Source organism: Pinisolibacter sp. DMC100, assembly GCF_056313705.1.
Genome location: NZ_JBQUZT010000004.1, coordinates 118984 through 141883, shown reverse-complemented (window position 1 = coordinate 141883; position 22900 = coordinate 118984). Strand labels below are relative to the sequence as shown.

Below are 22900 nucleotides of genomic sequence, written 5' to 3'. Positions count from 1 at the left end.
TCCCGGATCCGGACAATGCGAACCACCGGACATGAAAAAGAAAAGCCCCGGGCAGGCCGGGGCTTTCGTCGATCACGGAATTCAGGAGCCTCAGATCACTTGATCTTGGCTTCCTTGAACTCGACGTGCTTGCGCGCGACGGGGTCGTACTTCTTCGCGGCGAACTTCTCCGTCATGGTGCGGGAGTTCTTCTTGGTCACGTAGAAGTAGCCGGTGTCCGCGGTCGACACGAGCTTGATCTTGATGGTGGTCGCCTTGGCCATGGCCGGTCCCTCTGGAAAACAATCTCGAAAGCGAAGGCCCGCGTGCTCGCGCACCGGGCCTCGCGCCGATCTCGAAGTGGGGCATACCTGACCGAAAAGGCCGGCGCTGTCAAGCGCGAGACGCCCTTTCGGCCGGTCCGTTCACCAGTTGCGGCCGCGGAATTCGACCGGCGTCAGCGCGCCGTCGCCGTTGCGGTCGGCATCCCGGAACTCCGCCTCGTGACCCTTGGCGAATTCCGCCGCGCTGACGAAGCCGTCGCGGTCGGTGTCCCAGGTGCCGAAGCGGGCGGCCTTGCGGCTCTGCATCTGCGCCTGCCGATCGGGATTGTACCCGCGCTGCGCGCCCATGCGGACGGCCATGTATTCCTCGCGCGTCAGGCGATCGTCGGAATTCACGTCCATCGCGGCGAAGACGCCTTCGGCCTGTTCGCGCATCTCGACGGCCGAGATCGCGCCGCTGCCGTCGGTGTCGATCGCGGCGAAGCGCTCGCGCCACGGTGCGTCCGGCCGGCCCATCCCCATGCCGCCGCCCATGCCGGCGCCTTGGCCGCGCCCGGCGCCCTGACCCCAGCCCATGCCGGGTCCGGGCTGAGCATCGGCCGAGGGAACGGTGGCGAAGGCGACCGCGAGGGCGCCGGTGGCGAGGATGGTGAGGGCGAGGGTCCTGCGTTTCATGACGGCCTCCTTCGTCGACGCGCGCGCGCCCTCCACGGAAAGCCCACGCCTTCCGTGCCGTCGCGACGGCATCGATCGATGTTTCTTCCGAGAACCTCGCGCCGTCGACCGGTCGGCCACGGCGGGTTCTTCCACGCCCCGAATAGTAAGACGCGACGTATAACTTTTCCAGTTAACTCGGCTTAATGTGGCTCACGCCCGCGCCGCGATGGTGGCGGCCGCCCCGCCCATGGCGAGTGCGCTCGCCCGCCGCGTCCAACGCACCGCCCGCGGCGACGTCAGGAAGCGCCGCGCGCCCGATGCCGCCGCGACCCACGAGAGGTCGACGAAGGCCATCACGCCGACCTGCACGGCGGTGAGCAGCGCCCAGTCGGCGAGGCCGATCGCCCGCACGTCGAGCAGGGTCGGCAGCAGCGCGACGTAGAAGACCATGATCTTGGGATTGCCGATGGTCAGCGCCATGCCGGTGGCGAAGAGGCGCCAGCCGCCGGTCGGGGCGGTCGATTCGCCCTCCGCCGCGCCGGGATCGCGCCACAGGCCGATCGCCAGCCACAGGAGATAGAGGACGCCCGCCCACTTCACGAGGACGAAGACCTCGTGAAGTCGCTCGGCGACGACCGCCAGCCCGGCGACCGCGGCGGCGAGCCACAGCGCCTCGCCGATCCACATGGCGGCGAGGAAGGGCAGCACCGAGCGGGCGCCGCGCGACAGCACCTGCGAGACCAGCGCCGCGACGCTCGGTCCGGGCGATCCGGCGTTGAGGAACAGCGCGCCGGCGAAGATGGCGAGGGCGAGGAGGCTCATCGGTTCAGATCTCCGTGCGGACGAAACGGTCGCGCACCCAGCGATAGAACGGCACCGGATGGTCGGGACCGAAGGCGGGATCGTGCATCAGCCGCCCGTCGAGCTCGTCGAGCACCGCCTTGGTGATCGGCGGCAGCTCCGGCCGGGCGCGGGCCTCGGCGAAGGTGACCCAGGCGACGTCCTCGAGCTCGCCCGAGGGGCCGACGCCGGTCTCGATCCGTCCGCCGACGGCGCTCGCCGGCACCGCGAAGAATCGCGTGTCGAAGCGGCGCGGCCGCCCCGGCGGGGTGATGGCGCGGGCGACGAAGCGCATCGCCGCGATCGAGGGCAGGAAGCCGCGCGCCCGGAAGGCGGCGAAGGCGTCGTGCGGATCGTGGTCCTCGCCGGTCGGGCCGGCGGGGGAGGGCGTGCCGATCAGGATGCCGGCCTCCTCCCAGGTCTCGCGGATGGCGGCGATCGCCAGCGCCCGCGCCCGCGTCGCCGAGGCCCGCGCGCCCGCCTCGGTCATCAGCCGGGTGGCGACCGGGGCCTCGTAGTCGTCGGCCGGCTTCACCCGGCTGTCGGCGGCGTCGACCCGTCCGCCGGGGAAGACCCAGGCGCCGGGCATGAACTTGTGCCGCATGTGGCGCTTGCCCATCAGCACGCGCAGCGCGCCGTCGTCGCCGGAGCGATCGAGGATCAGCAGCGTCGCCGCGTCGCGCGGGCGGTAGTAGGGCGCCTTGCCGGTGCGGTCGAGGGCGTTGAGTTCGGCGAGGATGTCGGAGACGGGGCGCATCAGGAAGCCTTGGACGACGGATCGAACGGGGCGGGCGACCGCTTGGCGAAACCATGCATGCGGAAGGCCCATTGCAGCGCGACGACCGCGCCCTTGAAGGGGCGGACGAGCAGGAGCGAGAGAAGGAGCGTCACCGGCAGCCAGATCGCCGCCTGGACCCAGTCGGCCGGCTGCCACAGCTTCTCGGTGACGAGCAGGCCGGAGACCACGACGTGGCCGACCACCAGGATGGTCAGGTAGGGCGGCAGATCGTCGGCGCGGTGGTGATGGAAGGCCTCGCCGCAGACCTTGCAGGTCGGCCGCACCGTCAGATAGCCGTCGAACAGCGCGCCCACCCCGCATTCCGGGCAGAGCCCGCGCAAACCGCGCAGGATCGCGCGACGCGGTTCGCGCGTCTCCGATCGCGATGGGCCACGCGGCGCGCCGCCGCCGCTGCCGTGGTGAATGACCTTCATGGGACGGACGTTTCCGTTCGGCCGGTTGCCCGGCTCTCGTCGTGCCCGGGCTCAGGAGAGCCCGATCGCCACCACTTTCGCCCAGGCCGGTCGCGTACGCAATTCACCGAGCCAGCGATCGAGGTTCGGCGTCGCCGGTCGTTCGATGTCGAGACCGAACCAGACATAGGCGAAGGGGCCGAGGACGATGTCGGCGACGCCGAAGTCGTCGCCCGCGATGAAGCGTCGATCGGCGAGCGTCGCGTCGGCGATTTGCCAGAGATCGGCGCAGATCCGCCGCCCCGCCTCGATCGCCGCGAGGTCGCGCTTCTCCGGCGGCGTGCGCAGCAGGCCGAAGACGACCGGGCGGAACGGGGCGGCGAAGGAATGGCCCCAGTCCATCCATTGTTCGGCCCGCGCACGCCCGTCCGGGTCGAGCGGCATCAGCTGGCCGTCGCCGTGGCGGGCGGCGAGCCAGCGCACGATGGTGTTCGATTCCCAGAGAACCATGTCGCCGTCGGTGACGACCGGCACCAGCCCGTTCGGGTTCATGGCGCGGAACGCGGCCGTGTCGACCACGCCGAAGGCGCCGCCGGCGTCGTGGCGGGTGTAGGGAAGCCCGAGTTCCTCGAGCGTCCACAGCACCTTCTTGACGTTGGAGGAATTGGGGCGTCCCCAGACTTCGATCATCGTCCGATCCCTCACTTCCGCTTCGGCGGCCCCTTGCGGCCGCGGCTCGGGGCGCCCCGAACCCTCGTCTTGTCGCGCGACAGGGCGGCGAGGCGCTTGCGCCCGAGGCCCTTCTCGATGGCGCCCTCCGACAGCATCTCGAAACGCAGCGCGCCGGCGAAGGGCTGTGCCTCCACGAGCTTCACCTCGACGGCGTCACCGAGACGATGAGTCTCGCCGGTGCGCTGGCCGATCATCGCGTGGGTGACCTGATCGTAGACGTAGTAGTCGTCGCCGAGCGTCGCCGCCGGGACGAAACCGTCGGCGCCGGTGTCGTCGAGCCGCACGAAGAGGCCCGACTTGGTGACGCCGGAGATCTTGGCCCTGAAGCTGGCGCCGACCCGGTCGGCGAGCCAACGGGCGATCAGCCGGTCGATCGTGTCGCGCTCGGCGAGCATGGCGCGCCGCTCGCAGGCCGAGATCTCGGTGCCGATCGCCTCGAGCTTGTCGTCCCAGGTCTCCGGCAGCCCGTCGAAACCGAAGCCGAGCGCCCGGATCAGACCGCGATGGACGATGAGGTCGGCATAGCGGCGGATCGGCGAGGTGAAGTGGGCGTAGCGGCGCAGATGCAGGCCGAAATGGCCGATGTTGTGCGGATTGTATTCCGCCTGCGCCTGGGACCGCAGCACCACCTCGTTGACGAGCCCGGCCTTCGGCGTGTCGGCGACCTTGGCGAGGATGGCGTTGAAGGCGGCGGGCTTCAGCCCGCCCTTCGCCGCCACCTTGATGTCGAGGGTGGAGAGGAACTCCTTCAGCGCGTTGATCTTCTCGTCCGACGGCATGTCGTGGATGCGGAAGAGCAGGGGGACCTTCTTCGCCTCCAGCGTCTCGGCGGCGGCGACGTTCGCCTGGATCATGTATTCCTCGATCAGCTTGTGGGCGTCGAGGCGTTCCGGGACGATGACCTTGTCGACCGTGCCGTCGGGATTGAGCAGGATCTTGCGCTCCGGCAGGTCGAGCTCCAGCGGCTCGCGCCTGTCGCGCCCGCGCTTGAGGACCGCATAGGCCTCCCACAACGGCTTCAGCACGCCTTCGATCAGCGTGTCGGTCTTGTCGTCGACGCGGCCGTCGATGGCGGCCTGCGCCTGTTGGTAGGAGAGCTTCGCCGCCGAGCGCATCAGGATGCGGTGGAACGTGTGCGAGCGCTTCCGCCCCTCGGCGTCGAAGATCATCCGCACCGCGATCGCCGGGCGATCCTCCTTCTCGCGGAGCGAACAGAGGTCGGTCGAGATCTTCTCCGGCAGCATCGGCACGACGCGGTCGGGGAAGTAGACCGAGTTGCCGCGATGGACCGCCTCGCGGTCGAGCGCGGTGCCGGGGCGGACGTAGTGCGCCACGTCGGCGATCGCCACGGTGACGACCTGACCGCCGGGGTTCTCCGGATCGAGATCCGGCGTCGCGTGGACCGCGTCGTCGTGGTCCTTGGCGTCGGGCGGATCGATGGTGACGAGCGGCAGATCGCGCCAGTCTTCGCGTTTGCCGAGCTTGACCGGTTCGCAGGCCTCGGCCTCGGCGATCACCGCGACGGGGAAGACGTGGGGAATGCCGTGGACGTGGAGGGCGATCTCGGAGACCGCCTTTTCCGACGCCATCGAGCCGATCACGTCGCGCACCTTGGCGCGGCCGAGGCCGAGGCGTCCGCCGGACTTCAGGAGGTCGAGCGAGACGAGGTCGCCTTCCTTGGCGTCCTTCATGTCGTGCTCGGCGACGTTCCACTCGCGGCCCTTCTTGTCGATCGGCGCGATGCGGGCGCCGCCCGGCACGAGGCGGACGATGCCGAGCACGTCCGGCGGCTTCTTGTCGAGCACGCGCAGGATGCGGGCGGCGCGTGCGACGCCCGGCGGCAGTTCGTCGTCGATGTCGGTGATGCGCAGCAGCACCCGGTCGCCGATACCGACGGCGGCGCGCGGGGTGCCGCGTCGCGCGTTCGGTTCGGCGAGAATCAGCACGACCGGAGCTGGGCCGTTCTCCTCCTCGTCCCACTCGTCGGGCTCGGCGAGGAGTTCGCCGTCGGCGTCGCGCCGGGTGATGTCGGCGACGAAGACGGTGGCGAGCGTGCCCTTGGGCGCGAGCTTGCGCCGCTTGCGTTCGACGACGCCTTCGCTCGTGAGGTCCCTCAGGATGCGCTTCAGCGCGATCTTGGCGCCGCCGGTGATGCCGAAGGCGCGCGCGATGTCGCGCTTGCCCGCCTCGCCGGGATGGTCGGCGAGATAGCTCAGGATCTCGTCACGCGAGGGCAGGGCATCGCCGAGCCGCTTGCGCGGGCCGGGGGCGGGGGTGTCGTCGGGGCGGCGGGCCAAATGTCGATGATCCGGATCGTGGTCGATGGGCAAAGCATAGACCCTCGGCCGACGCCTGTCCCGGTTCGCGTGGGTGTCAGCAGCGCGCCGCGCCGCTCAGCAGCGGGCAGTTGGCGCAGTCGTCGGGCAGCCGCGGCGGCGTCGTCTCGTCGAGTTCGAAACGATTTTCGTCGATCACCCGGTTCCGCCCCGAGGCCTTGGCGAGATAGAGCGCCTTGTCGGCTCGGGCGTAGATCTGGCCGAAATCCTCGCCCTCGCGGACTCGGGCGACACCGATCGACATGGTCGGGCGGATCGTGCCGCGCTCGGCCGGAATGCGGATCGCGGCGACGCGGCGGCGCAGCTCCTCGGCGAAACGCTCGCAGTGGCTCGCCGCGCTCGCGTCGTCCTCGAAGGGACAGTCGAGGATGGCGGCGAACTCCTCGCCGCCCATGCGGCCGACCATGTCGTCGCCGAACAGACCGCACATCGCGGCACCGACGGCGGCGATCACCTCGTCGCCCTTGGGGTGGCCGTGGCGGTCGTTGATCATCTTGAAGCGGTCGAGATCGCCGACGAGGAGCGCGATCCGGCGCCCGTCGTCGATGCGGTCGCTCGCCCGCGAGACGAAGGCGTGGTTGTTGAGCAGGCCGGTGCGGTGGTCGGTGGTGGCGAGCCGGTGCAGCGAGCGCGTCGTCTCCCACAACTCGAGGTACATCCGGCCGAACTCCCAGGCGATCGGCACGGCGAAGATCGCGGCGGCGAGGAAGACGCCGGCGAGTGTCGGGGCCGAGTGCCACGACAGCTCCGGCCCTTCGTGCACCGCCGCCGCGGCGGTCGCGATGATCGCCACGTAGAGTGCGATCCGCGCGATGTACAAGCGCAGATCTTCCTCGGAACGAATGGTCTTACGTGAGGCAAAGTCGAGGATGGTGGTTCGATCCGACATGCGAAGCCCCCCCGAGGGGCGCGGCGAATCAGATCACCGCGACGCGAAGACGGTATCATACGGTGTTTTACGGATCGTTTCACGTCGTCGCGAGCGCCGTGGCCCGGAATTTCACGGGCACACGGCGATCGGAGCGTTACGAAGGGGGCCTCAGGCGCCCTTCGTCGTCTTCTTGGCGGCCGGCTTCTTCGCCGGCGCCTTCTTGGCCGCGGGCTTCTTGGCGGCGGTCTTCTTCGGTACGGCCTCGCCGTCGGCCTCCGCGGCGGCGGCGGCCTTCTTCGGCGCCGCCTTCTTCGGTGCGGCCTTGGCCTTGCCCTTGGCCGGCGACTTGGCGGCCTTTTCGGCGACCAGCGCGACGGCCACGTCGAGCGTCACCGAGAGCGGATCCATGCCCTTGGGCAGGGTGGCGTAGACCTTGTCGTGGGCGACATAGGGGCCGTAGCGGCCGTCGCGCACGGTGATCGGCCCGCCCAGCGTCGGATGCTCGCCGAGATCCTTCAGCGCCGCCGGCGCGCCGCGTCCGCGCCCGCCCGCCTTCTTCTCGGCGATCAGGGTCACGGCGCGGTTGATGCCGATGTCGAACACCTCTTCGGCGGTCGGCAGGTTGGCATAGGTGCCGTCGTGCAGCACGAAGGGTCCGAAGCGGCCGAGACCGGCGGTGATCGGCTTGCCGGTCTCCGGATGGGCACCCACCTCGCGCGGCAGCGACAGGAGCTTCAACGCCTTCTCGAGATCGATCGAGGCGGCGGTCCAGCCCTTGGGCAGCGACGAGCGCTTCGGCTTGTCGCCCTCGCCGAGCTGCACGTAGGGGCCGAAGCGGCCGGCGCGGAGGCTGACCTCGAGCCCGGTCGCCGGATCGGTGCCGAGCACCTTGGTGCCGTCGCCGTTGGGACCGGCCTCGCCGTCGCCCTCGGCGCCGGAGGCCTGCATCTGGCGGGTGTAGCGGCACTCGGGATAGTTCGAGCAGCCGATGAACGAGCCGAACTTGCCGAGCTTCAGCGACAGCTTGCCCGAACCGCAGGACGGGCAGGCGCGCGGATCCGAGCCGTCGCCCTTGTCGGGGAAGACGTGGGCGCCGAGGAGCTCGTTGATCGCGTCGAGCACGTCGGCGACGCGCAGTTCCTTGGTCTGCTCGATGGCGGCCGAGAAGTCCGCCCAGAAGGCGCGCAGCACGGCCTTCCAGTCGATCTCGGCGGCCGAGATCTTGTCGAGGCTCTCTTCGAGATCGGCGGTGAAGTCGTATTCGACGTAGCGCAGGAAGAAGCTCTCGAGGAAGGCGATGACGAGCCGCCCCTTGTCCTCGGGGACGAGGCGGCGCTTGTCGAGCGTGACGTATTCGCGGTCGCGCAGCACCTGCAGCGTCGCGGCATAGGTGGACGGCCGGCCGATGCCGAGCTCTTCCATCTTCTTCACCAGCGTCGCTTCGGTGAAGCGCGGCGGCGGCTCGGTGAAGTGCTGGTCGACGGAGATCTTGCGCCGCTCGAGCGGGTCGCGCTCGGCCATGGCGGGGAGACGGCGGTTCTCCTCGTCCTCCTCGTCGTCGCGGCCTTCGGCATGCAGCCTGAGGAAGCCGTCGAACTGGACGACCGAGCCGGTCGAGCGCAGGTCGACGCGCTCGGCGCCCAGCGTGGCGGCGATCTCGACGGTGGTGCGGTCGAGGATGGCCGATTCCATCTGCGAGGCGACGGTGCGCTTCCAGATCAGCTCGTAGAGCTTGGCCTGTTCGGCATCGAGATAGCGCGCCACGTCCTTCGGCCGACGGGTGAGGTCGGTCGGGCGGATCGCCTCGTGGGCTTCCTGGGCGTTCTTGGCCTTGGCGGTGTACTTGCGCGGCACCTGCGGCAGATAGGCGTCGCCGAAGTCCTGGCCGATCACCTTGCGGATGCCGGCGATGCCCTCGGGCGCGATGTCGACGCCGTCGGTACGCATGTAGGTGATGAGGCCGACCGTCTCGCCGCCGATCTCGACACCTTCATAGAGCCGCTGCGCCACCTGCATGGTGCGCGCGGCGGAGAGGCCGAGCGCATAGCTCGCCGACTGCTGCAGCGTCGAGGTGGTGAAGGGCGGGAAGGGATGGCGCTTGACCGGCTTCTTCTCGACCGACGTGACCGAGATGGTCGCCCGCTCGAGCACCGAGCGGATGGTGCCGGCCTCGTCGCCGGTCTTGATGTCGAGGCGACCGAGCTTCTTGCCGGAGAAGCCGACGACGCGGGCGTCGAACTCCTCGCGGTGGGGCGTGGCGAGACGGGCGACGATCGACCAGTATTCCTGGGCCTTGAAGGTCTCGATCTCGTGTTCGCGGTCGCAGATCAGGCGCAGCGCCACCGACTGGACGCGGCCGGCCGACCGCGCACCCGGCAGCTTGCGCCACAGCACCGGCGACAGGTTGAAGCCGACGAGATAGTCGAGGGCCCGGCGCGCCAGATAGGCGTCGACCAGCGCGACGTCGATCTCGCGCGGGTTCTTCATCGCCTCGAGCACGGAGTTCTTGGTGATGGCGTTGAAGACGACGCGCTCGACCTTCTGGTCCTTGATCGCGCGCTTCTCCTTCAGCACCTGCAGCACGTGCCAGCTGATCGCCTCGCCTTCGCGATCCGGGTCGGTGGCGAGGATGACGCGCGAGGAACCCTTGACGGCGCGGACGATCTCGGAGAGCCGCTTGGCGCCCTTGCCGTCGGCCTCCCAGTCCATGGCGAAGTCGTCGTCCGGCCGGACCGAGCCGTCCTTGGCCGGCAGATCGCGGACGTGGCCGTAGCTCGCCAGCACCTCGTACCCGGGACCCAGGTACTTGTTGATGGTCTTGGCCTTGGCCGGGGACTCGACGATGACGACGTTCATGGCGGGCGAGGACCTCCGAAAGCGCTCCGGCGCGGGATCGTGGCCGCCCCGCGCCGACGGATGTCGGAGCGAAACGGCGATCCCCGTCGCCACGCACGCCTTTCGGCGCGCCCGAGCATCGGGGAAAGCGGACGAGCCGTCGGCCCCGTCCTGCCGATCGCGAAGAGCGGCATTGAGAGGATCGACGATAAATGCGATACTTTCAAGTGCATCGCACAACCGAACGCAACCACTGCGAGTTGTGTTCTCGGCCGATGCGCGGCGGCTCCTTGAATGGGGTGCCGCGAGGCGGGGGTCAAGCCCCAGTGCCCCGACACGGCCCCGGCGCCCGATTTTCCAACCCGGAAGGCACAAAATACAACCAGAAATAGATGGACTTGTATTGTGCAACATCTACGATTGTCGACGTGTGGATCGTGCGTCGAGGTCGCATCGGCCGGCTTCGCGACGCGCACGACGAATCGGATGGCTTCGGCGCGACGGGAGACGGGTCGGGGCGGAAAGGTGCGAATGACCGGGACGGTCCGTTCACCGGCGAAAGCCAACGAAGCCGCCGCCTACATCGAGCAGGCCGCGGCGGAATTGCGCGATCTGGCGACCAAGTCGGGGATGCCCTTCCTGGCCTATCTGATCGACATGGCGCGGATGGAGGCGGCTTCGCAAGTACTCACCCAGCCGCGCGTCGCCGTCTTCGAGGGCCGCAACGGCTCGGCCTGATCGGCCTTTTCCGCCGATCGCGCATTTCTCAGGAAAACCCGCGGAAACCCGCGTCGTGGCCTTGCCGGGGGGGAGGGGAGCGCATAAGAAGCTCTCTTCGATGACGAACGCACCATCGACCCCGGCCCCCGCCTTCCCGCACCGCCACCTCCTCGGTATCGAGGGGCTGACGCCGTTGCAGATCCTGCATCTTCTCGACAAGGCGGAGGAGGAGGTCCTCGTCTCCCGCCAGATCGAGAAGAAGAAGAACGTTCTGCGTGGTCGCACGCAGATCAACCTCTTCTTCGAGGCTTCGACCCGCACCCAGTCGTCCTTCGAGATCGCCGGCAAGCGGCTCGGCGCGGACGTCATGAACATGTCGGTCGCCTCCTCCTCGGTGAAGAAGGGCGAGACGCTGATCGACACGGCGGCGACCCTCAACGCCATGCGCCCCGACATCCTGGTGGTGCGGCATCACGCCGCCGGCGCGGTGCATCTGCTCGCGCGGAAAGTCTCCTGCTCGGTGATCAACGCCGGCGACGGCGCCCACGAGCACCCGACCCAGGCGCTGCTCGACGCGCTGACCATCCGCCGCCACAAGGGCCGCATCGAAGGCCTGACCGTCGCCATCTGCGGCGACATCGTCCATTCCCGCGTCGCGCGCTCGAACCTGCTGCTCCTCTCTGCGCTCGGCGCCAAGGTCCGCTTCGTCGGCCCCTCGACGCTGATCCCGGCGGGCGCCGACCGGCTCGGCGTCGAGACCTTCACCGACATGAAGAAGGGCCTCGACGGCGCCGACATCGTCATGATGCTGCGCCTCCAGCGCGAGCGCATGAACGGCTCCTTCGTGCCCTCGGTGCGCGAGTACTTCCACTACTGGGGTCTCGACAAGGAGAAGCTCTCCTGGGCGGCGGAGGATGCGCTGGTCATGCATCCCGGGCCGATGAACCGGGGCGTCGAGATCGATCCGGAAGTGGCCGACGGGCCGCAGTCGCTGATCTCCGAACAGGTCGAGATGGGCGTGGCCGTACGCATGGCCGTGCTCGAGACGCTCGCCGAACACCTGCCCAACGCCTGAGGTCGCGCGCCATGAGCCCGAGCCATACCGCTTCCGCCCGGCGCGCCTCGGACGAGCGCCCCGTCGTCTTCGCCGGCGCCCGCATCGTCGATCCCGCCCGCGGCCTCGACGCCGTCGGCTCGGTGATCGTCGCCGAGGGCCGCATCCTCGCCGCCGGTCCCGAGGTGATGAACCAAGGCAGCCCCGAGGGCTGGGAGACCGTCGACGCCACCGGCAAGGTCATCGTCCCCGGCCTCGTCGACATGCGCGTCTTCATCGGCGAGCCGGGCCACGAACACCGCGAGACCTTCGCCTCGGTGTCCCGTGCGGCGGCCGCCGGCGGTGTCACCACCATCGTCACCATGCCCGACACCGACCCGGTGATCGACGACCCGGCGCTGGTCGACTTCGTGCTGCGCCGTGCCGCCGAACAGGCCTCCGTCCGCGTCCACCCGATGGCGGCGCTGACCAAGGGCCAGGAAGGCAAGGAGACGACCGAGTTCGGCCTCCTCAAGGATGCCGGTGCCGTCGCCTTCGGCGATGCCCGCCGCTCGGTGCCCTCGGCGCTGGTGATGCGCCGGGCGCTGACCTATGCCCGCGACTTCGGCGCGCTGATCGTCCATCACGTCGAAGATCCGACGCTGGTCGGCTCGGGGGTTGCGACCGAAGGCGAGTTCGCCACCCGCATGGGCCTTCCCGGCATCCCGCGCGAGGCCGAGATCATCATGCTCGAGCGCGACATGCGCCTCGTCGCGCTGACGCGGGGGCGCTACCACGCCAGCCAGATCTCGACCTCGGATTCGATCGAGATCCTGCGCGCCGCCAAGGCCCGCGGCCTCGACGTCACCGCCAGCGTGTCGATCAACCATCTGACGCTGAACGAGATGGACATCGGCACCTATCGCTCGTTCCTCAAGTTCTCGCCGCCGCTGCGCTGCGAGGACGAGCGCCAGGCGCTGATCGAGGGCGTCGCCGACGGCACCATCGACATCGTCGTCTCCTCCCACGATCCGCAGGACGTGGAGATGAAGCGTCATCCCTTCGCCGAAGCCGCCGACGGCGCCGTCGGTCTCGAGACGCTGCTCGCCGCCAGCCTGCGTCTCGTCCACGACGGCCGTGTCACCTGGACCCGCCTCGTCGAGGCGCTGTCGCTGGCGCCCGCCCGTCGCCTCGGCCTGCCGGGCGGCACGCTGACGCCGGGGGCGGCGGCCGATCTCGCGGTGATCGACCCCGATCGGCCGTGGATAGCCGAGGCCGAGAAACTCGCCTCGCGCTCCAAGAACACGCCCTTCGACGAGGCGCGCTTCACCGGCCGTGTGCTGCGCACGCTGGTCGGCGGCCGCACCGTCCACACGCTCGACGCCTGAGGGAGACGCCGGAGATGCTCGTGATCCTCGTCGCCGCCGTCTTCGGCTATGCCCTCGGCTCGATCCCCTTCGGCCTCGTCCTCTGCCGTCTCGCCGGCCTCGGCGACATCCGGTCGATCGGCTCCGGCAACATCGGCGCCACCAACGTGCTCAGGACCGGCCGCAAGGGTCTGGCGCTCGCCACCTTCCTCGGCGACGCGCTGAAGGGCACGGTGGCGATCCTCGTCTCGCGATATTTCGCGGGCGAGGGCGCGGCCATGGCTGCGGCGGTCGGCGCCTTCCTCGGCCACGTCTTCCCGGTCTGGCTCGGCTTCAAGGGCGGCAAGGGGGTGGCGACCTACATCGGCTGCCTGCTCGGCCTGTTCTGGCCGGCGGCCTTCGCCTTCGGCGCGGTGTGGCTGGCGATGGCCTTCACCTTCCGCATCTCCTCGCTGTCGGCGCTGGTCGCCAGCGTGGTGGTGCCGCTCGGCCTCTTCCTCGGCGGCTGGGCCTCGGGCACGATGACCCTGGTGCTGGCGGCGCTCGCCGTGCTCGTGTGGTACCGACACAAGGAGAACATCGCCCGTCTCCTCGCCGGCACCGAGCCGAAGATCGGCAAGAAGAAGGACGCGGCCTGAGGCGAGAGCCGCGCCGACCGGGAGATCGCCCATGCTCTTCATGGTGATCGAGCATTTCGCGAACGACGACATGATCCCGGTCTACGAGCGCGTCCGTGACGCCGGCCGCGGTCTGCCGGAAGGGCTGACCTACGTCGACAGTTGGGTCGAGCCCAACTTCGCCCGCTGCTTCCAGCTGATGGAATGCGACGACGCGAGCCTCCTGCAGCAATGGGTGCTGCACTGGCGCGGGCTCGGCTGCCGCTTCGAGATCGTGCCGGTGGTGCCTTCCGCCACCACCCGCGCGGTGGTCGCGCCGCATCTGGCGCCGAAGGGCGACGCCGAGGGGTGACCTCCGCCTGACGGCGAGCGTGTGCGGATCGGCGTTCGTGCGCGATGCTTCGAGACGGGCGACCGATGGTCGCCCTCCTCAGCATGAGGCGCTTGTTTTGCTGCGGCATTCTCCAGCGCCTCATCCTGAGGAGGCGGCCGAAGGACGCCGTCTCGAAGGATCACGCACTGCCTCGCTGCCTCGCGCCGGCGCAGCACGAAGGCTCTCCGCAGGCTGCCCCCGCCGCAACCCGGATCGTGCGACCTTAATTCAGGGTTGTATTTTCTCCATCCCCTTTCCATAGTGCGCCGATCGGATGGGGGGCGCGCGTGGACCGCTGTTCTTTCGACGACACCGACGAGGCGCCGCCGCGGTCCGCCGCGCCGCCGATGACCGAGGCGAGCCGGCTCGCCTGGCTGCGGCTGATCCGCTCCGAGAACGTCGGCCCCGCCACCTTCCGTCAGCTCGTCAACCACTTCGGCTCGGCCGCCGCCGCGCTCGACGCGCTGCCCGAACTGGCCCGCCGCGGCGGGGCCCGCGCCCGCATCCGCATCGCCGGTCTCGACGAGGTGACGCGCGAGGCCGCGACCGCCGCCGCCTGCGGCGCCCGTTTCGTGGCGATGGGCGAGGCCGACTATCCCGCCCGCCTTGCCGCGATCGAGGGCGCGCCGCCACTCCTCGCGGTCAAGGGCGGCTCGGGCGTCTTCCGCCGACCGATGGTGGCGATCGTCGGCGCGCGCAATGCCTCGCTCTCGGGGCGCAAGATCGCCGGTCTGATCGCCCGCGGGCTGGGTGAAGCCGCCTTCGTCATCGTCTCCGGCCTCGCCCGCGGCATCGACGCCGCCGCCCACGAGGCCTCGATCGACACCGGCACGGTGGCGGTGCTCGCCGGCGGGCTCGACCGGCTCTATCCGCCGGAGCATGCCGGCCTCGCCGACCAGATCGTCGCGACCGGCGGTGCGCTCGTCTCCGAGATGCCCTTCGGCTGGCAGGCCCGCGCCCAGGACTTCCCCCGCCGCAACCGCCTCGTCTCCGGCATGGCGCTCGGCGTCGTGGTGGTCGAGGCGGCCCTGCGTTCCGGCTCGCTCCACACCGCACGCTTCGCCGCCGAGCAGGGGCGCGAGGTCTTCGCCGTTCCCGGCAGCCCCCTCGACCCGCGGGCGGAAGGGGCGAACGAGCTGATCCGCAACGGCGCGACGCTGGTCGCCAATGCCGGCCACGTGGTCGAGGCGCTCGCCCCGATCATCGGCCGGCGCTTCGAGCCGCCGGTGGCCTCCGAGGGCGACGACGACTTCGATCGCCCCTTCGACGTGCCCGAGACCGCCCGCCGCAAGGTGGTCGAGGCGCTGGGGCCGACGCCCGTGGGCGTCGACGAGATCCTGCGCGCGACCGGCGTACGCCCCGGCGAGCTGCACCTGATCCTGATGGAACTGGCGATCGCCGGCCGGCTCGAGCGCCACGCCGGCGGCCGCGTCAGCCTGCTGATGTGATCAGAGCCCCAACAGTCGCTTGGCCTTGGCGAGCCAGTCGCGCCGCGAGGAAAGGCCGATCCGCCCGCCGTTGACGGCGATGGTGATGCCCTCGAGGTCGTCGGCGTCCGCCATCTCGTTGCAGGTGCGTCCCTTGCGGGCAGACGCCGCCCATTCCGCCGCGGCGATCTTCAGCGACCATTCGGGCGAGAAGGCGAGATCGGGGTTCTCGGCGAGCGGGATGCCGAGGACGCGGCCGTACTTTTCGTAGGCCTCGCGCCCGGTGATCTGCAGCAGCCCGCGGCCGATGAAGCGCCAGCCGTCGTCGGGGTGCTCATTGCCCATCCGCCCGCCGTAGACGAAGTTCGCGAGCTTCTCCGGCTGATGGGCATGGGCGCGTGCCACCTCCGGGTCGGAAAAGCGCGACGGCCACACCTGCGGCAGGCGGGCGGCCGAATAGTTCATGCTCTCGACGCGGATCGTCAGCCCGTCGGTCTCGTGGGCGATCTGGGCGAGGAAATGGGCGAGGCGCAGCCGGTTGGCGTCGACGCCGAAGGGCGTGAGCGCGGCGCCCGCGTCGTCGAAGGCGGCGAGATAGGCGGAGCGGGCGTCGGGGGCGAGGCGCAGGATGTCGCTACGGGTGATCGGTTGGCGTGTCATGGGGGAGGGACCTCCGTCGGTGGGTCCCGTCCGCCGCATCGGTCATGCGGAAGCGATCATCGCACGGCTTGCGAAGGGGGCGGAGAAGTCGCCGCGAAGTCCTCGCTCTCGAACCGAACGGGCGACATTCGGTCGGTCTCGGCCTCTCGTGGAGGCCCTTCATGTTGAGGTGCGAGCGCGAGCGAGCCTCGAAACGCGAAGGGCCGAGAGGCACGGCCCGTCGTGGCTTCGCCCTTCGAGGCTCGGCTTCGCCGAGCACCTCAGGATGAAGCCGAACGGTGGGACCCGAGCAGGAGCTTCACCCGCGCACCGTCACCCCTCCGACCCCGCCCGCATGGCGGCCTCTTCCGCCGCCTCGCGGAGGCGGCGGGCGTCGGCCTGCGTCCGGTCGAGCGCGCCCTGGAGGATGAAGCTCGCCGCCATCTTGTCGACCACCTCCGCCCGCTTGGCGCGTGAGGTGTCGGCCTCGAGCAGCGTCCGCGTCACCGCGGTGGTCGAGAGCCTTTCGTCCCAATAGGCGATCGGCAGCGCCGTCAGCGGCCGGAGCGTCCGGACGAAGGCGCGCGTCGCCTGGGCGCGCGGGCCTTCCGAGCCGTCCATGTTGAGCGGCAGGCCGAAGATCAGCGCCCGCACGTCCTGCTTCTCGCAGATCGCCAGCAGTTCGGCGACGTCGAGGGTGAACTTCCGCCGCCGGATCGTCTCCATCGGCGTGGCGATGCGGCGGCCGAGGTCGGACAGCGCCAGCCCGATCGTCTTGGTGCCGAGGTCGAGCCCCAGCACGCGGGCGGCCACCGGAAGGCTCGCGAAGAGGTCGGCGAGCGGAAGGGTCGGTTCGATCTTGGCCATGCGTCCTGTCTCAGATCGCCGCGGGGACGAGCAGCACCAGATCGGTCGGCCCGACCTCCGCGCCGGCCTGGGTCAGCAGCGTCGTCGCCTGTCCGCGGTGATGGGTCTGATGATTGAAGAAATGCGCGAGCACCAGGCCGAGTTCCTTGGCATGGGGCTCGCCGCGGCTGTTCCGGTAGGAGAGCACGGTTTCGAGCGCCTTCGGATCGAGCCCGGCCAACCAGCCCTCGATCATCCGGTCGAGGAGCCCGCGTCGTTCGCGCAAGGGTCCGATCGCGCCGAACTGGATCTGGTCGAGCGACGTCGGCATCGGCAGGTCGCGCACGGGCGCCAGCGCGCTGCCGGCCGGATGGTCGGCGAAGCGCTTCAGCCAAAGCGTGTCGGCGACGACGAGATGCTCGAGCGTACCGAGGATCGAGCGGAAGAAGGCACCGCGATCGGCGACGATAGCTTCGTGGGTGAGCGTCGCCGCGGTGTCGTAGAGCCTCTCGTTCATCCAGCCGTTGTAGCGGGCCATCAGCCGAAGCTGCGCGATCTGCGTCATCGTGTGCCTCCTCGTGCCATACCGGTCGAACCGCCCTCAGAGCGTCGCGCCGAGCCGCCCGGCGAGATCCTGCACGTATTGCCAGGCGGTGCGGCCGGAGCGGGCGCCGCGCGTCGTCGCCCATTCCAGACTGTCGCGCACCAGCGTGTCGTCGTCGATCGTCAGGCCATGATGGGCGACATAGCCGCGCACCATGGCGAGATAGTCGTCCTGGCTGCACTTGTGGAAGCCCAGCCACAGGCCGAAGCGATCGGACAGCGACACCTTCTCCTCCGTCGCCTCCGACGGGTTGATCGCGGTCGAGCGCTCGTTGTCGATCATCTCGCGCGGCATCAGGTGGCGGCGGTTGGAGGTGGCGTAGAACAGCACGTTCTCCGGCCGCCCCTCGATGCCGCCCTCGAGCACCGCCTTCAGCGACTTGTAGGACGTGTCGCCGGCATCGAAGGAGAGATCGTCGCAGAAGACGAGGAAGCGGCGGGCGTCGGGGGCGAGCAGCGCGAGCAGAGCGGGCAGCGTCTCGATGTCCTCGCGGTGGATCTCGACCAGCTTCAGCGCCGGCCGGCCCTCCGCCGCCGTCTCGGCGGCGACCGTCGCGTGCGCCGCCTTGACCAGCGACGACTTGCCCATGCCGCGCGCGCCCCACAGCAGCGCGTTGTTCGCCGGCAGGCCGCGCGCGAAGCGGCGGGTGTTGTCGGTCAGCTGGTCGCGGGCGCGGTCGATGCCCTCGAGCAGCTTCATCTCGACGCGGTTGACGCGGGCGACCGGCACCAGCCGTCCCTCGCGACCCGACCAGACGAAGGCCTCGGCCGCGTCGAAGTCCGGGGCGATCGGCGCCGGCGGCACGGCGCGGGCGACGAGCGCGACGAGAGCATCGATGCGCGCGAGGAGCGGCGCGAGATCTGCGGCGGTCGCGGCGGCGTGCGAGGTCGAGGACGATGACGAGGACAAGGCGGCGAGGCTCCGATGATGCGGCATGCGAGCCGGTTTAGCACGCGCGACCGCCGTCTGGAACGCGTCGCGGGCGACGGCGTTTGCAAAGACCGGAGCGGCAGCTATAGTCCGGCCGCGATCGGGGAATCCCCCTTGTCGCAGCGATTTCGCATGCCCATGTGAGGTCGACCTCGCCCGAGGTCGATCGCGTGGGCCACGGCCGTGTCGAACGGTCGCCCGGACGGGTCGACCGCTTCCCGCCCTCGAGGAGTAAACGATGTTCGTGACCCCCGCCTTCGCTCAAGGCGCAGCCGCCGCTCCGGGCGGCGCCCAGGACGTGATCATGTCCCTGGTGCCCTTCGTCTTCATCCTCGTCATCATGTGGGTGATGATCATCCGGCCGCAGCGCCAGCGCCAGAAGGCGCACGAGGAGATGGTCAAGAACCTGCGTCGTGGCGACGTGGTGGTGACCTCCGGCGGCATCATCGCCAAGGTGGTCAAGGTCGTGACCGACACCGAGGTCGAGATCGAGATCGCCGAAGGCGTGAAGATCCGCGTGGTGCGCTCCACCATCGGCGAGATCCGCGCCAAGGGCGAGCCGGTCAAGGCCGCCAACGAGTGATTTCGACCGTCCGCCGCCCGGTTGGGGCGACGGACGTTTCGCGACCGCCGCCCCCGGGGCGGCGGCCGTATCGCGGCGGCCCGAGGCCGCCCGCACCGAACCCCGAGGGCGTTCTTCGATGCTTCACTTCGCGCGCTGGAAGATCTGGGCGATCATGGCGTCCGTCGTCCTGTCGCTGTTCCTGGTGGCTCCCAACTTCATGAGCCGCGAACAGCTGGCCGCTCTTCCCAACTGGTTGCCGCATCGGCAGTTGACGTTGGGCCTCGACCTCCAGGGTGGTGCCCACCTCCTGCTCGAGGTCGACACCCAGGCGATGGTGAAGGAACGCCTCGACGTGCTGCGCGACGACGTCCGCCGCGTCCTGCGCGAGGACAAGATCGGCTACACCGGTCTCGGCATCCAGGGCACCGGCGTGCAGGTCCGCATCACCGATCTCGCCCGCATCGACGACGCCGAGAAGAAGTTGCGCGGCCTGATCCAGACGCTGTCCGACACCCTCTTCACCGGCAACAACGTCGTCGACACCGAGGTGACGCGCGGCGAGGGCGGTCTCTTCCGCGTCTCGCTGACGCCGCAGGGCCTCGAGTTCCGCTCGCGGCGCGTCGTCGAACAGTCGATGGAAGTCGTCCGCCGCCGCGTCGACCAGCTCGGCACCACCGAGCCGGTGATCGCGCGCCAGGGCGGCAACCGCCTGCTCGTCCAGGTCCCCGGCCTGCACGACACCGGCGGGCTGAAGAACATCCTGTCCCAGACCGCGCGCCTGACCTTCCATCTGGTCGAGGCGGTCGGCCCGCAGGTGCTGGAAGGCACCCGCCCGCCGGACACCGACGTGCTCTATTCCAAGGACGATCCACCGGTTCCGGTCTTGATCCAGAAGCGCGCCATCCTGACCGGAGAAGAGCTGGTCGACGCCCAGGCGAGCTTCTCGCAGCAGTCCGGCGAGGCGGTGGTCTCCTTCCGCTTCAACACCTCCGGCGCCCAGAAGTTCGCCCAGCTGTCGCAGGCCAACGTCGGCCGCGCCTTCGCCATCGTGCTCGACAAGGACGTGATCTCCTATCCCGTCATCCGTGAGCCGATCCTCGGCGGCTCGGGCCAGATCTCGGGCAACTTCTCGGTCCAGGGCGCCAACGAACTCGCCCTGCTGCTGCGTGCCGGCGCCCTGCCGGCGACGCTGACCATCGTCGAGGAACGCACCGTGGGCGCCGGTCTCGGCGCCGACTCCATCGCCACCGGCCAGCGCGCCGCGGTGATCGGCGTCGTCGGCATCATCCTCTACATGCTGGCGAACTACGGCCTGTTCGGCCTCTTCGCCAACGTCGGCGTGGTGGTCAACGTGCTCTTCACCATCGGCATCCTGTCGCTGTTCCAGGCGACGCTGACGCTGCCCGGCATCGCCGGCATCGTGCTCGGCGTGGGCATGGCGGTCGACGCCAACGTGCTGATCTACGAGCGCATTCGAGAAGAGCAGATGCTCGGCCAATCGCCGGTGGCCTCGATCGACATCGGCTTCCGCCGAGCCATCGCCACCATCACCGACACCAACTCGACCCACCTCATCGCCGCGCTGGTGCTCTTCTTCATGGGCACCGGTCCGATCAAGGGCTTCGCCCTGACGCTGGCGGTCTCGACGGTCGCCTCGTTCTACACCGCCGTGACGGTGACCCGTCTGATGGTGACGCAGTGGCTGCGCTGGGCCCGTCCCACGCGCGTGCCGATCTGAGATCGAGGGGAGAACGGATCCATGAAACTTCTTCGCCTCGTTCCCGACGGTCTGTCGCTGCCCTTCATGGCGGCGCGCCGCTTCACCGTTCCGCTGGCCATCGTCCTGGTCGCGCTGTCGCTGGTCGGCTGGGCGGCCAAGGGCTTCAACTTCGGCATCGACTTCACCGGCGGTCTGCTGATTGAGGTACGCCAGACCCAGGGCGCCGCCGATCTCGGCCAGATCCGCCACACCATCGAGAGCCTGCGCCTCGGCGACGCCCAGATCCAGGGCATCGGCGGCGGCACCGACGTGATGATCCGCCTCGGCGAACAGCCCGGCGGCGAGCTCGCGCAGCAGGCGGCGGTGGAGAAGGTCCGCCTCGGCCTCGGCCCGAGCTACGAGTTCCGCCGCACCGAAGTGGTCGGTCCGGCGGTCTCCAAGGACCTCAAGATGGGTGCCGTCTGGGCGGTGTTCGCCTCGCTGGGGCTGATCCTCGCCTATCTGTGGTTCCGCTTCGAATGGCAGTTCGCCGTCGGCGCCATCGCCACGACGATCCACGACGTGCTCCTGACCCTGGGCTTCATGGCCTATTTCCAGGTGCCCTTCGACCTGCCGATCCTCGCGGCGATCTTGACCATCGTCGGCTACAGTCTCAACGACACCGTCGTCATCTACGACCGCGTGCGCGAAATGATGCGCAAGTACAAGAAGATGCCGATGGTCGAACTGATCGACCTGTCGATCAACGAGACCCTGTCGCGCACCGTCGTCACCTCGATCACCGTGATGATCGCCTCGCTCTCGCTGCTGCTCTTCGGCGGCGACGCGCTGCACGGCTTCTCCTTCATCCTGGTGGTCGGCGTCGTCGTCGGCACCTATTCGTCGATCGTCGTCTCCGCGCCCTTCCTCCTCGCCCTCGGCCTGCGCCGTGGCGGCGAGACCGGGGAGGCCGCCAAGGCCGTCAAGGCGTGAGCGACGAACCCGATCGCACCGGCCACCTGCCGCAACCGGCGGCCATCGAGAGCTACGGCCTCGGTGGCTTCCGCTTCGGCGGCATGAGCCATCGCGGCTCGCTGCTCTGCCTGCCCTCGGGCATGTGGTCGTGGGATCCCGGCTCCCCGCCGGTCTACGACGTCGCGACGCTCGCCCCGGTGCTCGCCGAGGCCGAACGCATCGACATCCTGCTGGTCGGCACCGGCCGCGATCTCGTGCCCTTGCCGGCGGCACTCAAGCAGCGTTGCCGCGAACTGGGCATCTCGGCCGATCCGATGGCGACCGGCCATGCGCTGCGCACCTGGAACGTGCTGCTCGGCGAGGGGCGTCGCGTCGCCGCCGCGCTGACGGCGGTGGACTGAGGCGGCGAGCACCCTATGTCCCGGCCCATGCCGACGTCCAACCTCTCACCTCGTCCCGATCCGGCCGTCCTCGCGACCGCCCTCGATGCCCCGTCGGGCGCCGCGTCGGGCGATGCGCTCGCCGCCTCCCGCACCGTCGTCGCCGATCTGGCGCGCCGCCACGATCCCGACCGCTGGTGGGCGACGCTGTGGGCGCCCGCCGAGGCACGGCCGCATCTCCATGCGTTGATCGCCTTCGCCGCCGAGATCGCCCGCATCCGCGACGTCGTCTCCGACCCGCTTCCGGGCGAGGTCCGCGTGCGGTGGTGGGCCGACATGCTGGCCGGCCGGCGTGGCGACGAGGGCTCCGGTCATCCGATCGCCGCCTGTCTCGCCGACGCGATCACCCGTTTCGACCTGCCGCTCGAACGTCTCGATCGGCTGCTCGAGGCGCGGATCTTCGATCTCTACGACGACCCGATGCCGACGCTCGCCGAGCTCGAGACCTATTGCGACGACACCGCCGGTGATCTCGCGGCGCTGATGGCCCATGTGCTCGCCGGTCGCGACGTCTCGGCGGAAGCCGGTGCGGCGCTGACCGCCGCCGGCCGTGCCTGGGGCCTGACCGGCCTGCTGCGCGCCTTCGCCTTCCACGCTGCGCGCGGTCAGATCTTCCTGCCGCAGGACCGGCTCGACGCCCACGGCGTCGACCGCGCCGACATCCTCGCCGGCCGTTCGTCGCCGGGCCTGAAGGCGGTCCTCGCCGAAGTCGCCGCCCGTGCCCGCACGAACCTCGCCGAGATGCGCGCCCATGTACGCGAAGTGCCGGGCGAGGCGGCCTGCGTGCTGCTGCCGCTCGGCCTCGTCGAGCCGATCCTCGATCGCATGGGCCGGGCCGATCACGACCCGTTCCGCAGTTCCGCCGAGTTGCCGGCGTGGCTGCGCATCTGGCGCCTGTGGCGCGCCGCCGGCGCAGCCACCCGCTGCGGCGCCGCCTGAG

24 protein-coding genes are annotated in these 22900 nt (G+C 69.8%); 11 read left to right on the top strand and 13 right to left on the bottom strand.

What is annotated here, in order from left to right:
* Positions 1-95 precede the first annotated feature (95 nt).
* From rpmG to topA, 9 genes are all read right to left on the bottom strand, one after another.
* On the bottom strand, positions 96-263 hold the full coding sequence (rpmG, locus tag ACT541_RS16140) for a 50S ribosomal protein L33 (protein ID WP_131311142.1): 168 nt from the start codon (positions 261-263) through the stop codon (positions 96-98).
* Positions 264-404: 141 nt separating this feature from the next.
* Positions 405-938, bottom strand: coding sequence for an EF-hand domain-containing protein (locus ACT541_RS16135; protein WP_476138119.1), 534 nt, complete (start codon positions 936-938; stop codon positions 405-407).
* Between the two features lie 192 nt (positions 939-1130).
* A complete protein-coding gene (locus tag ACT541_RS16130; RefSeq protein ID WP_476138118.1) occupies positions 1131-1742 on the bottom strand; it encodes a LysE family translocator in 612 nt (203 codons plus the stop codon).
* A gap of 4 nt (positions 1743-1746) precedes the next feature.
* Positions 1747-2517, bottom strand: coding sequence for an NUDIX hydrolase (locus tag ACT541_RS16125; RefSeq protein WP_476138117.1), 771 nt, complete (start codon positions 2515-2517; stop codon positions 1747-1749).
* Positions 2517-2972 carry a DUF983 domain-containing protein gene (locus tag ACT541_RS16120; RefSeq protein ID WP_476138116.1) on the bottom strand — a complete coding sequence of 152 codons (456 nt, stop codon included), beginning with the start codon at positions 2970-2972 and terminating at the stop codon, positions 2517-2519. The genes ACT541_RS16125 and ACT541_RS16120 overlap by 1 nt, the downstream gene beginning before the upstream one ends.
* A 51-nt stretch (positions 2973-3023) precedes the next feature.
* Complete coding sequence (locus tag ACT541_RS16115; protein WP_476138115.1) at positions 3024-3641, bottom strand: glutathione S-transferase family protein; 618 nt, start codon at positions 3639-3641, stop codon at positions 3024-3026.
* Between the two features lie 11 nt (positions 3642-3652).
* Positions 3653-5980: a ribonuclease R gene (gene rnr / locus ACT541_RS16110; protein WP_476138114.1), complete on the bottom strand. Its 2328-nt coding sequence runs from the start codon at positions 5978-5980 to the stop codon at positions 3653-3655.
* A 76-nt stretch (positions 5981-6056) separates the two neighbouring features.
* The gene (locus ACT541_RS16105) at positions 6057-6839 is read right to left on the bottom strand and encodes a GGDEF domain-containing protein (RefSeq protein ID WP_476138113.1); all 783 of its coding nucleotides are present in this window, start codon (positions 6837-6839) and stop codon (positions 6057-6059) included.
* A 219-nt stretch (positions 6840-7058) separates the two neighbouring features.
* Positions 7059-9746 carry a type I DNA topoisomerase gene (gene topA / locus ACT541_RS16100; RefSeq protein ID WP_476138112.1) on the bottom strand — a complete coding sequence of 896 codons (2688 nt, stop codon included), beginning with the start codon at positions 9744-9746 and terminating at the stop codon, positions 7059-7061.
* A gap of 510 nt (positions 9747-10256) precedes the next feature.
* On the opposite strand from topA, the gene ACT541_RS16095 reads away from it, so the two are divergent.
* The 6 genes from ACT541_RS16095 to dprA all read left to right on the top strand — a co-directional run bounded on the left by ACT541_RS16095 (position 10257) and on the right by dprA (position 15283).
* Complete coding sequence (locus ACT541_RS16095) at positions 10257-10463, top strand: hypothetical protein (RefSeq protein WP_476138111.1); 207 nt, start codon at positions 10257-10259, stop codon at positions 10461-10463.
* Between the two features lie 100 nt (positions 10464-10563).
* A complete protein-coding gene (locus ACT541_RS16090) occupies positions 10564-11520 on the top strand; it encodes an aspartate carbamoyltransferase catalytic subunit (RefSeq protein WP_476138110.1) in 957 nt (318 codons plus the stop codon).
* A gap of 11 nt (positions 11521-11531) precedes the next feature.
* Positions 11532-12866: a dihydroorotase gene (locus ACT541_RS16085; protein WP_476138109.1), complete on the top strand. Its 1335-nt coding sequence runs from the start codon at positions 11532-11534 to the stop codon at positions 12864-12866.
* Positions 12867-12880: 14 nt separating this feature from the next.
* The gene (gene plsY, locus ACT541_RS16080; protein ID WP_476138108.1) at positions 12881-13483 is read left to right on the top strand and encodes a glycerol-3-phosphate 1-O-acyltransferase PlsY; all 603 of its coding nucleotides are present in this window, start codon (positions 12881-12883) and stop codon (positions 13481-13483) included.
* 31 nt (positions 13484-13514) lie between these two features.
* Positions 13515-13814, top strand: a complete 300-nt coding sequence (locus tag ACT541_RS16075; protein WP_476138107.1) for a DUF3303 domain-containing protein — start codon at positions 13515-13517, stop codon at positions 13812-13814.
* 368 nt (positions 13815-14182) lie between these two features.
* Complete coding sequence (gene dprA / locus ACT541_RS16070; protein WP_476138208.1) at positions 14183-15283, top strand: DNA-processing protein DprA; 1101 nt, start codon at positions 14183-14185, stop codon at positions 15281-15283.
* Here the strand turns inward: dprA and ACT541_RS16065 are convergent, their stop codons facing one another.
* The 4 genes from ACT541_RS16065 to ACT541_RS16050 form a co-directional block, all read right to left on the bottom strand.
* Positions 15284-15922 carry a glycoside hydrolase family 19 protein gene (locus ACT541_RS16065; RefSeq protein WP_476138106.1) on the bottom strand — a complete coding sequence of 213 codons (639 nt, stop codon included), beginning with the start codon at positions 15920-15922 and terminating at the stop codon, positions 15284-15286.
* A gap of 312 nt (positions 15923-16234) precedes the next feature.
* Positions 16235-16768 carry a Holliday junction resolvase RuvX gene (gene ruvX, locus ACT541_RS16060; protein ID WP_476138105.1) on the bottom strand — a complete coding sequence of 178 codons (534 nt, stop codon included), beginning with the start codon at positions 16766-16768 and terminating at the stop codon, positions 16235-16237.
* A gap of 10 nt (positions 16769-16778) precedes the next feature.
* Positions 16779-17312 carry a DinB family protein gene (locus ACT541_RS16055; protein WP_476138104.1) on the bottom strand — a complete coding sequence of 178 codons (534 nt, stop codon included), beginning with the start codon at positions 17310-17312 and terminating at the stop codon, positions 16779-16781.
* Positions 17313-17348: 36 nt separating this feature from the next.
* Entirely contained in the window at positions 17349-18287 is a 939-nt protein-coding gene (locus ACT541_RS16050; RefSeq protein ID WP_476138103.1) for an ATP-binding protein, read from the bottom strand.
* Positions 18288-18519: 232 nt separating this feature from the next.
* Between ACT541_RS16050 and yajC the strand changes: the two genes are divergently transcribed.
* The 5 genes from yajC (at position 18520) to ACT541_RS16025 (ending at position 22899) form a co-directional block, all read left to right on the top strand.
* Positions 18520-18864, top strand: coding sequence for a preprotein translocase subunit YajC (yajC, locus tag ACT541_RS16045; protein ID WP_476138102.1), 345 nt, complete (start codon positions 18520-18522; stop codon positions 18862-18864).
* A gap of 118 nt (positions 18865-18982) precedes the next feature.
* The gene (secD, locus tag ACT541_RS16040) at positions 18983-20584 is read left to right on the top strand and encodes a protein translocase subunit SecD (RefSeq protein ID WP_476138101.1); all 1602 of its coding nucleotides are present in this window, start codon (positions 18983-18985) and stop codon (positions 20582-20584) included.
* A gap of 21 nt (positions 20585-20605) precedes the next feature.
* Positions 20606-21538 carry a protein translocase subunit SecF gene (secF, locus tag ACT541_RS16035; RefSeq protein ID WP_476138100.1) on the top strand — a complete coding sequence of 311 codons (933 nt, stop codon included), beginning with the start codon at positions 20606-20608 and terminating at the stop codon, positions 21536-21538.
* Positions 21535-21921, top strand: a complete 387-nt coding sequence (locus tag ACT541_RS16030; protein WP_476138099.1) for an Mth938-like domain-containing protein — start codon at positions 21535-21537, stop codon at positions 21919-21921. The genes secF and ACT541_RS16030 overlap by 4 nt, the downstream gene beginning before the upstream one ends.
* Positions 21922-21936: 15 nt before the next feature.
* Positions 21937-22899, top strand: a complete 963-nt coding sequence (locus ACT541_RS16025) for a phytoene/squalene synthase family protein (protein ID WP_476138098.1) — start codon at positions 21937-21939, stop codon at positions 22897-22899.
* Position 22900 lies beyond the last annotated feature (1 nt).

What these genes read in the sequence shown, in the direction of transcription:
- rpmG (WP_131311142.1), bottom strand. Translation starts at nt 263, where the DNA reads ATGGCCAAGGCGACCACCATCAAGATCAAGCTCGTGTCGACCGCGGAC.
- ACT541_RS16135 (WP_476138119.1), bottom strand. Translation starts at nt 938, where the DNA reads ATGAAACGCAGGACCCTCGCCCTCACCATCCTCGCCACCGGCGCCCTC.
- ACT541_RS16130 (WP_476138118.1), bottom strand. Translation starts at nt 1,742, where the DNA reads ATGAGCCTCCTCGCCCTCGCCATCTTCGCCGGCGCGCTGTTCCTCAAC.
- ACT541_RS16125 (WP_476138117.1), bottom strand. Translation starts at nt 2,517, where the DNA reads ATGCGCCCCGTCTCCGACATCCTCGCCGAACTCAACGCCCTCGACCGC.
- ACT541_RS16120 (WP_476138116.1), bottom strand. Translation starts at nt 2,972, where the DNA reads ATGAAGGTCATTCACCACGGCAGCGGCGGCGGCGCGCCGCGTGGCCCA.
- ACT541_RS16115 (WP_476138115.1), bottom strand. Translation starts at nt 3,641, where the DNA reads ATGATCGAAGTCTGGGGACGCCCCAATTCCTCCAACGTCAAGAAGGTG.
- topA (WP_476138112.1), bottom strand. Translation starts at nt 9,746, where the DNA reads ATGAACGTCGTCATCGTCGAGTCCCCGGCCAAGGCCAAGACCATCAAC.
- ACT541_RS16095 (WP_476138111.1), top strand. Translation starts at nt 10,257, where the DNA reads ATGACCGGGACGGTCCGTTCACCGGCGAAAGCCAACGAAGCCGCCGCC.
- ACT541_RS16090 (WP_476138110.1), top strand. Translation starts at nt 10,564, where the DNA reads ATGACGAACGCACCATCGACCCCGGCCCCCGCCTTCCCGCACCGCCAC.
- ACT541_RS16085 (WP_476138109.1), top strand. Translation starts at nt 11,532, where the DNA reads ATGAGCCCGAGCCATACCGCTTCCGCCCGGCGCGCCTCGGACGAGCGC.
- plsY (WP_476138108.1), top strand. Translation starts at nt 12,881, where the DNA reads ATGCTCGTGATCCTCGTCGCCGCCGTCTTCGGCTATGCCCTCGGCTCG.
- ACT541_RS16075 (WP_476138107.1), top strand. Translation starts at nt 13,515, where the DNA reads ATGCTCTTCATGGTGATCGAGCATTTCGCGAACGACGACATGATCCCG.
- dprA (WP_476138208.1), top strand. Translation starts at nt 14,183, where the DNA reads ATGACCGAGGCGAGCCGGCTCGCCTGGCTGCGGCTGATCCGCTCCGAG.
- ACT541_RS16065 (WP_476138106.1), bottom strand. Translation starts at nt 15,922, where the DNA reads ATGACACGCCAACCGATCACCCGTAGCGACATCCTGCGCCTCGCCCCC.
- ruvX (WP_476138105.1), bottom strand. Translation starts at nt 16,768, where the DNA reads ATGGCCAAGATCGAACCGACCCTTCCGCTCGCCGACCTCTTCGCGAGC.
- ACT541_RS16055 (WP_476138104.1), bottom strand. Translation starts at nt 17,312, where the DNA reads ATGACGCAGATCGCGCAGCTTCGGCTGATGGCCCGCTACAACGGCTGG.
- ACT541_RS16050 (WP_476138103.1), bottom strand. Translation starts at nt 18,287, where the DNA reads ATGCCGCATCATCGGAGCCTCGCCGCCTTGTCCTCGTCATCGTCCTCG.
- yajC (WP_476138102.1), top strand. Translation starts at nt 18,520, where the DNA reads ATGTTCGTGACCCCCGCCTTCGCTCAAGGCGCAGCCGCCGCTCCGGGC.
- secD (WP_476138101.1), top strand. Translation starts at nt 18,983, where the DNA reads ATGCTTCACTTCGCGCGCTGGAAGATCTGGGCGATCATGGCGTCCGTC.
- secF (WP_476138100.1), top strand. Translation starts at nt 20,606, where the DNA reads ATGAAACTTCTTCGCCTCGTTCCCGACGGTCTGTCGCTGCCCTTCATG.
- ACT541_RS16025 (WP_476138098.1), top strand. Translation starts at nt 21,937, where the DNA reads ATGTCCCGGCCCATGCCGACGTCCAACCTCTCACCTCGTCCCGATCCG.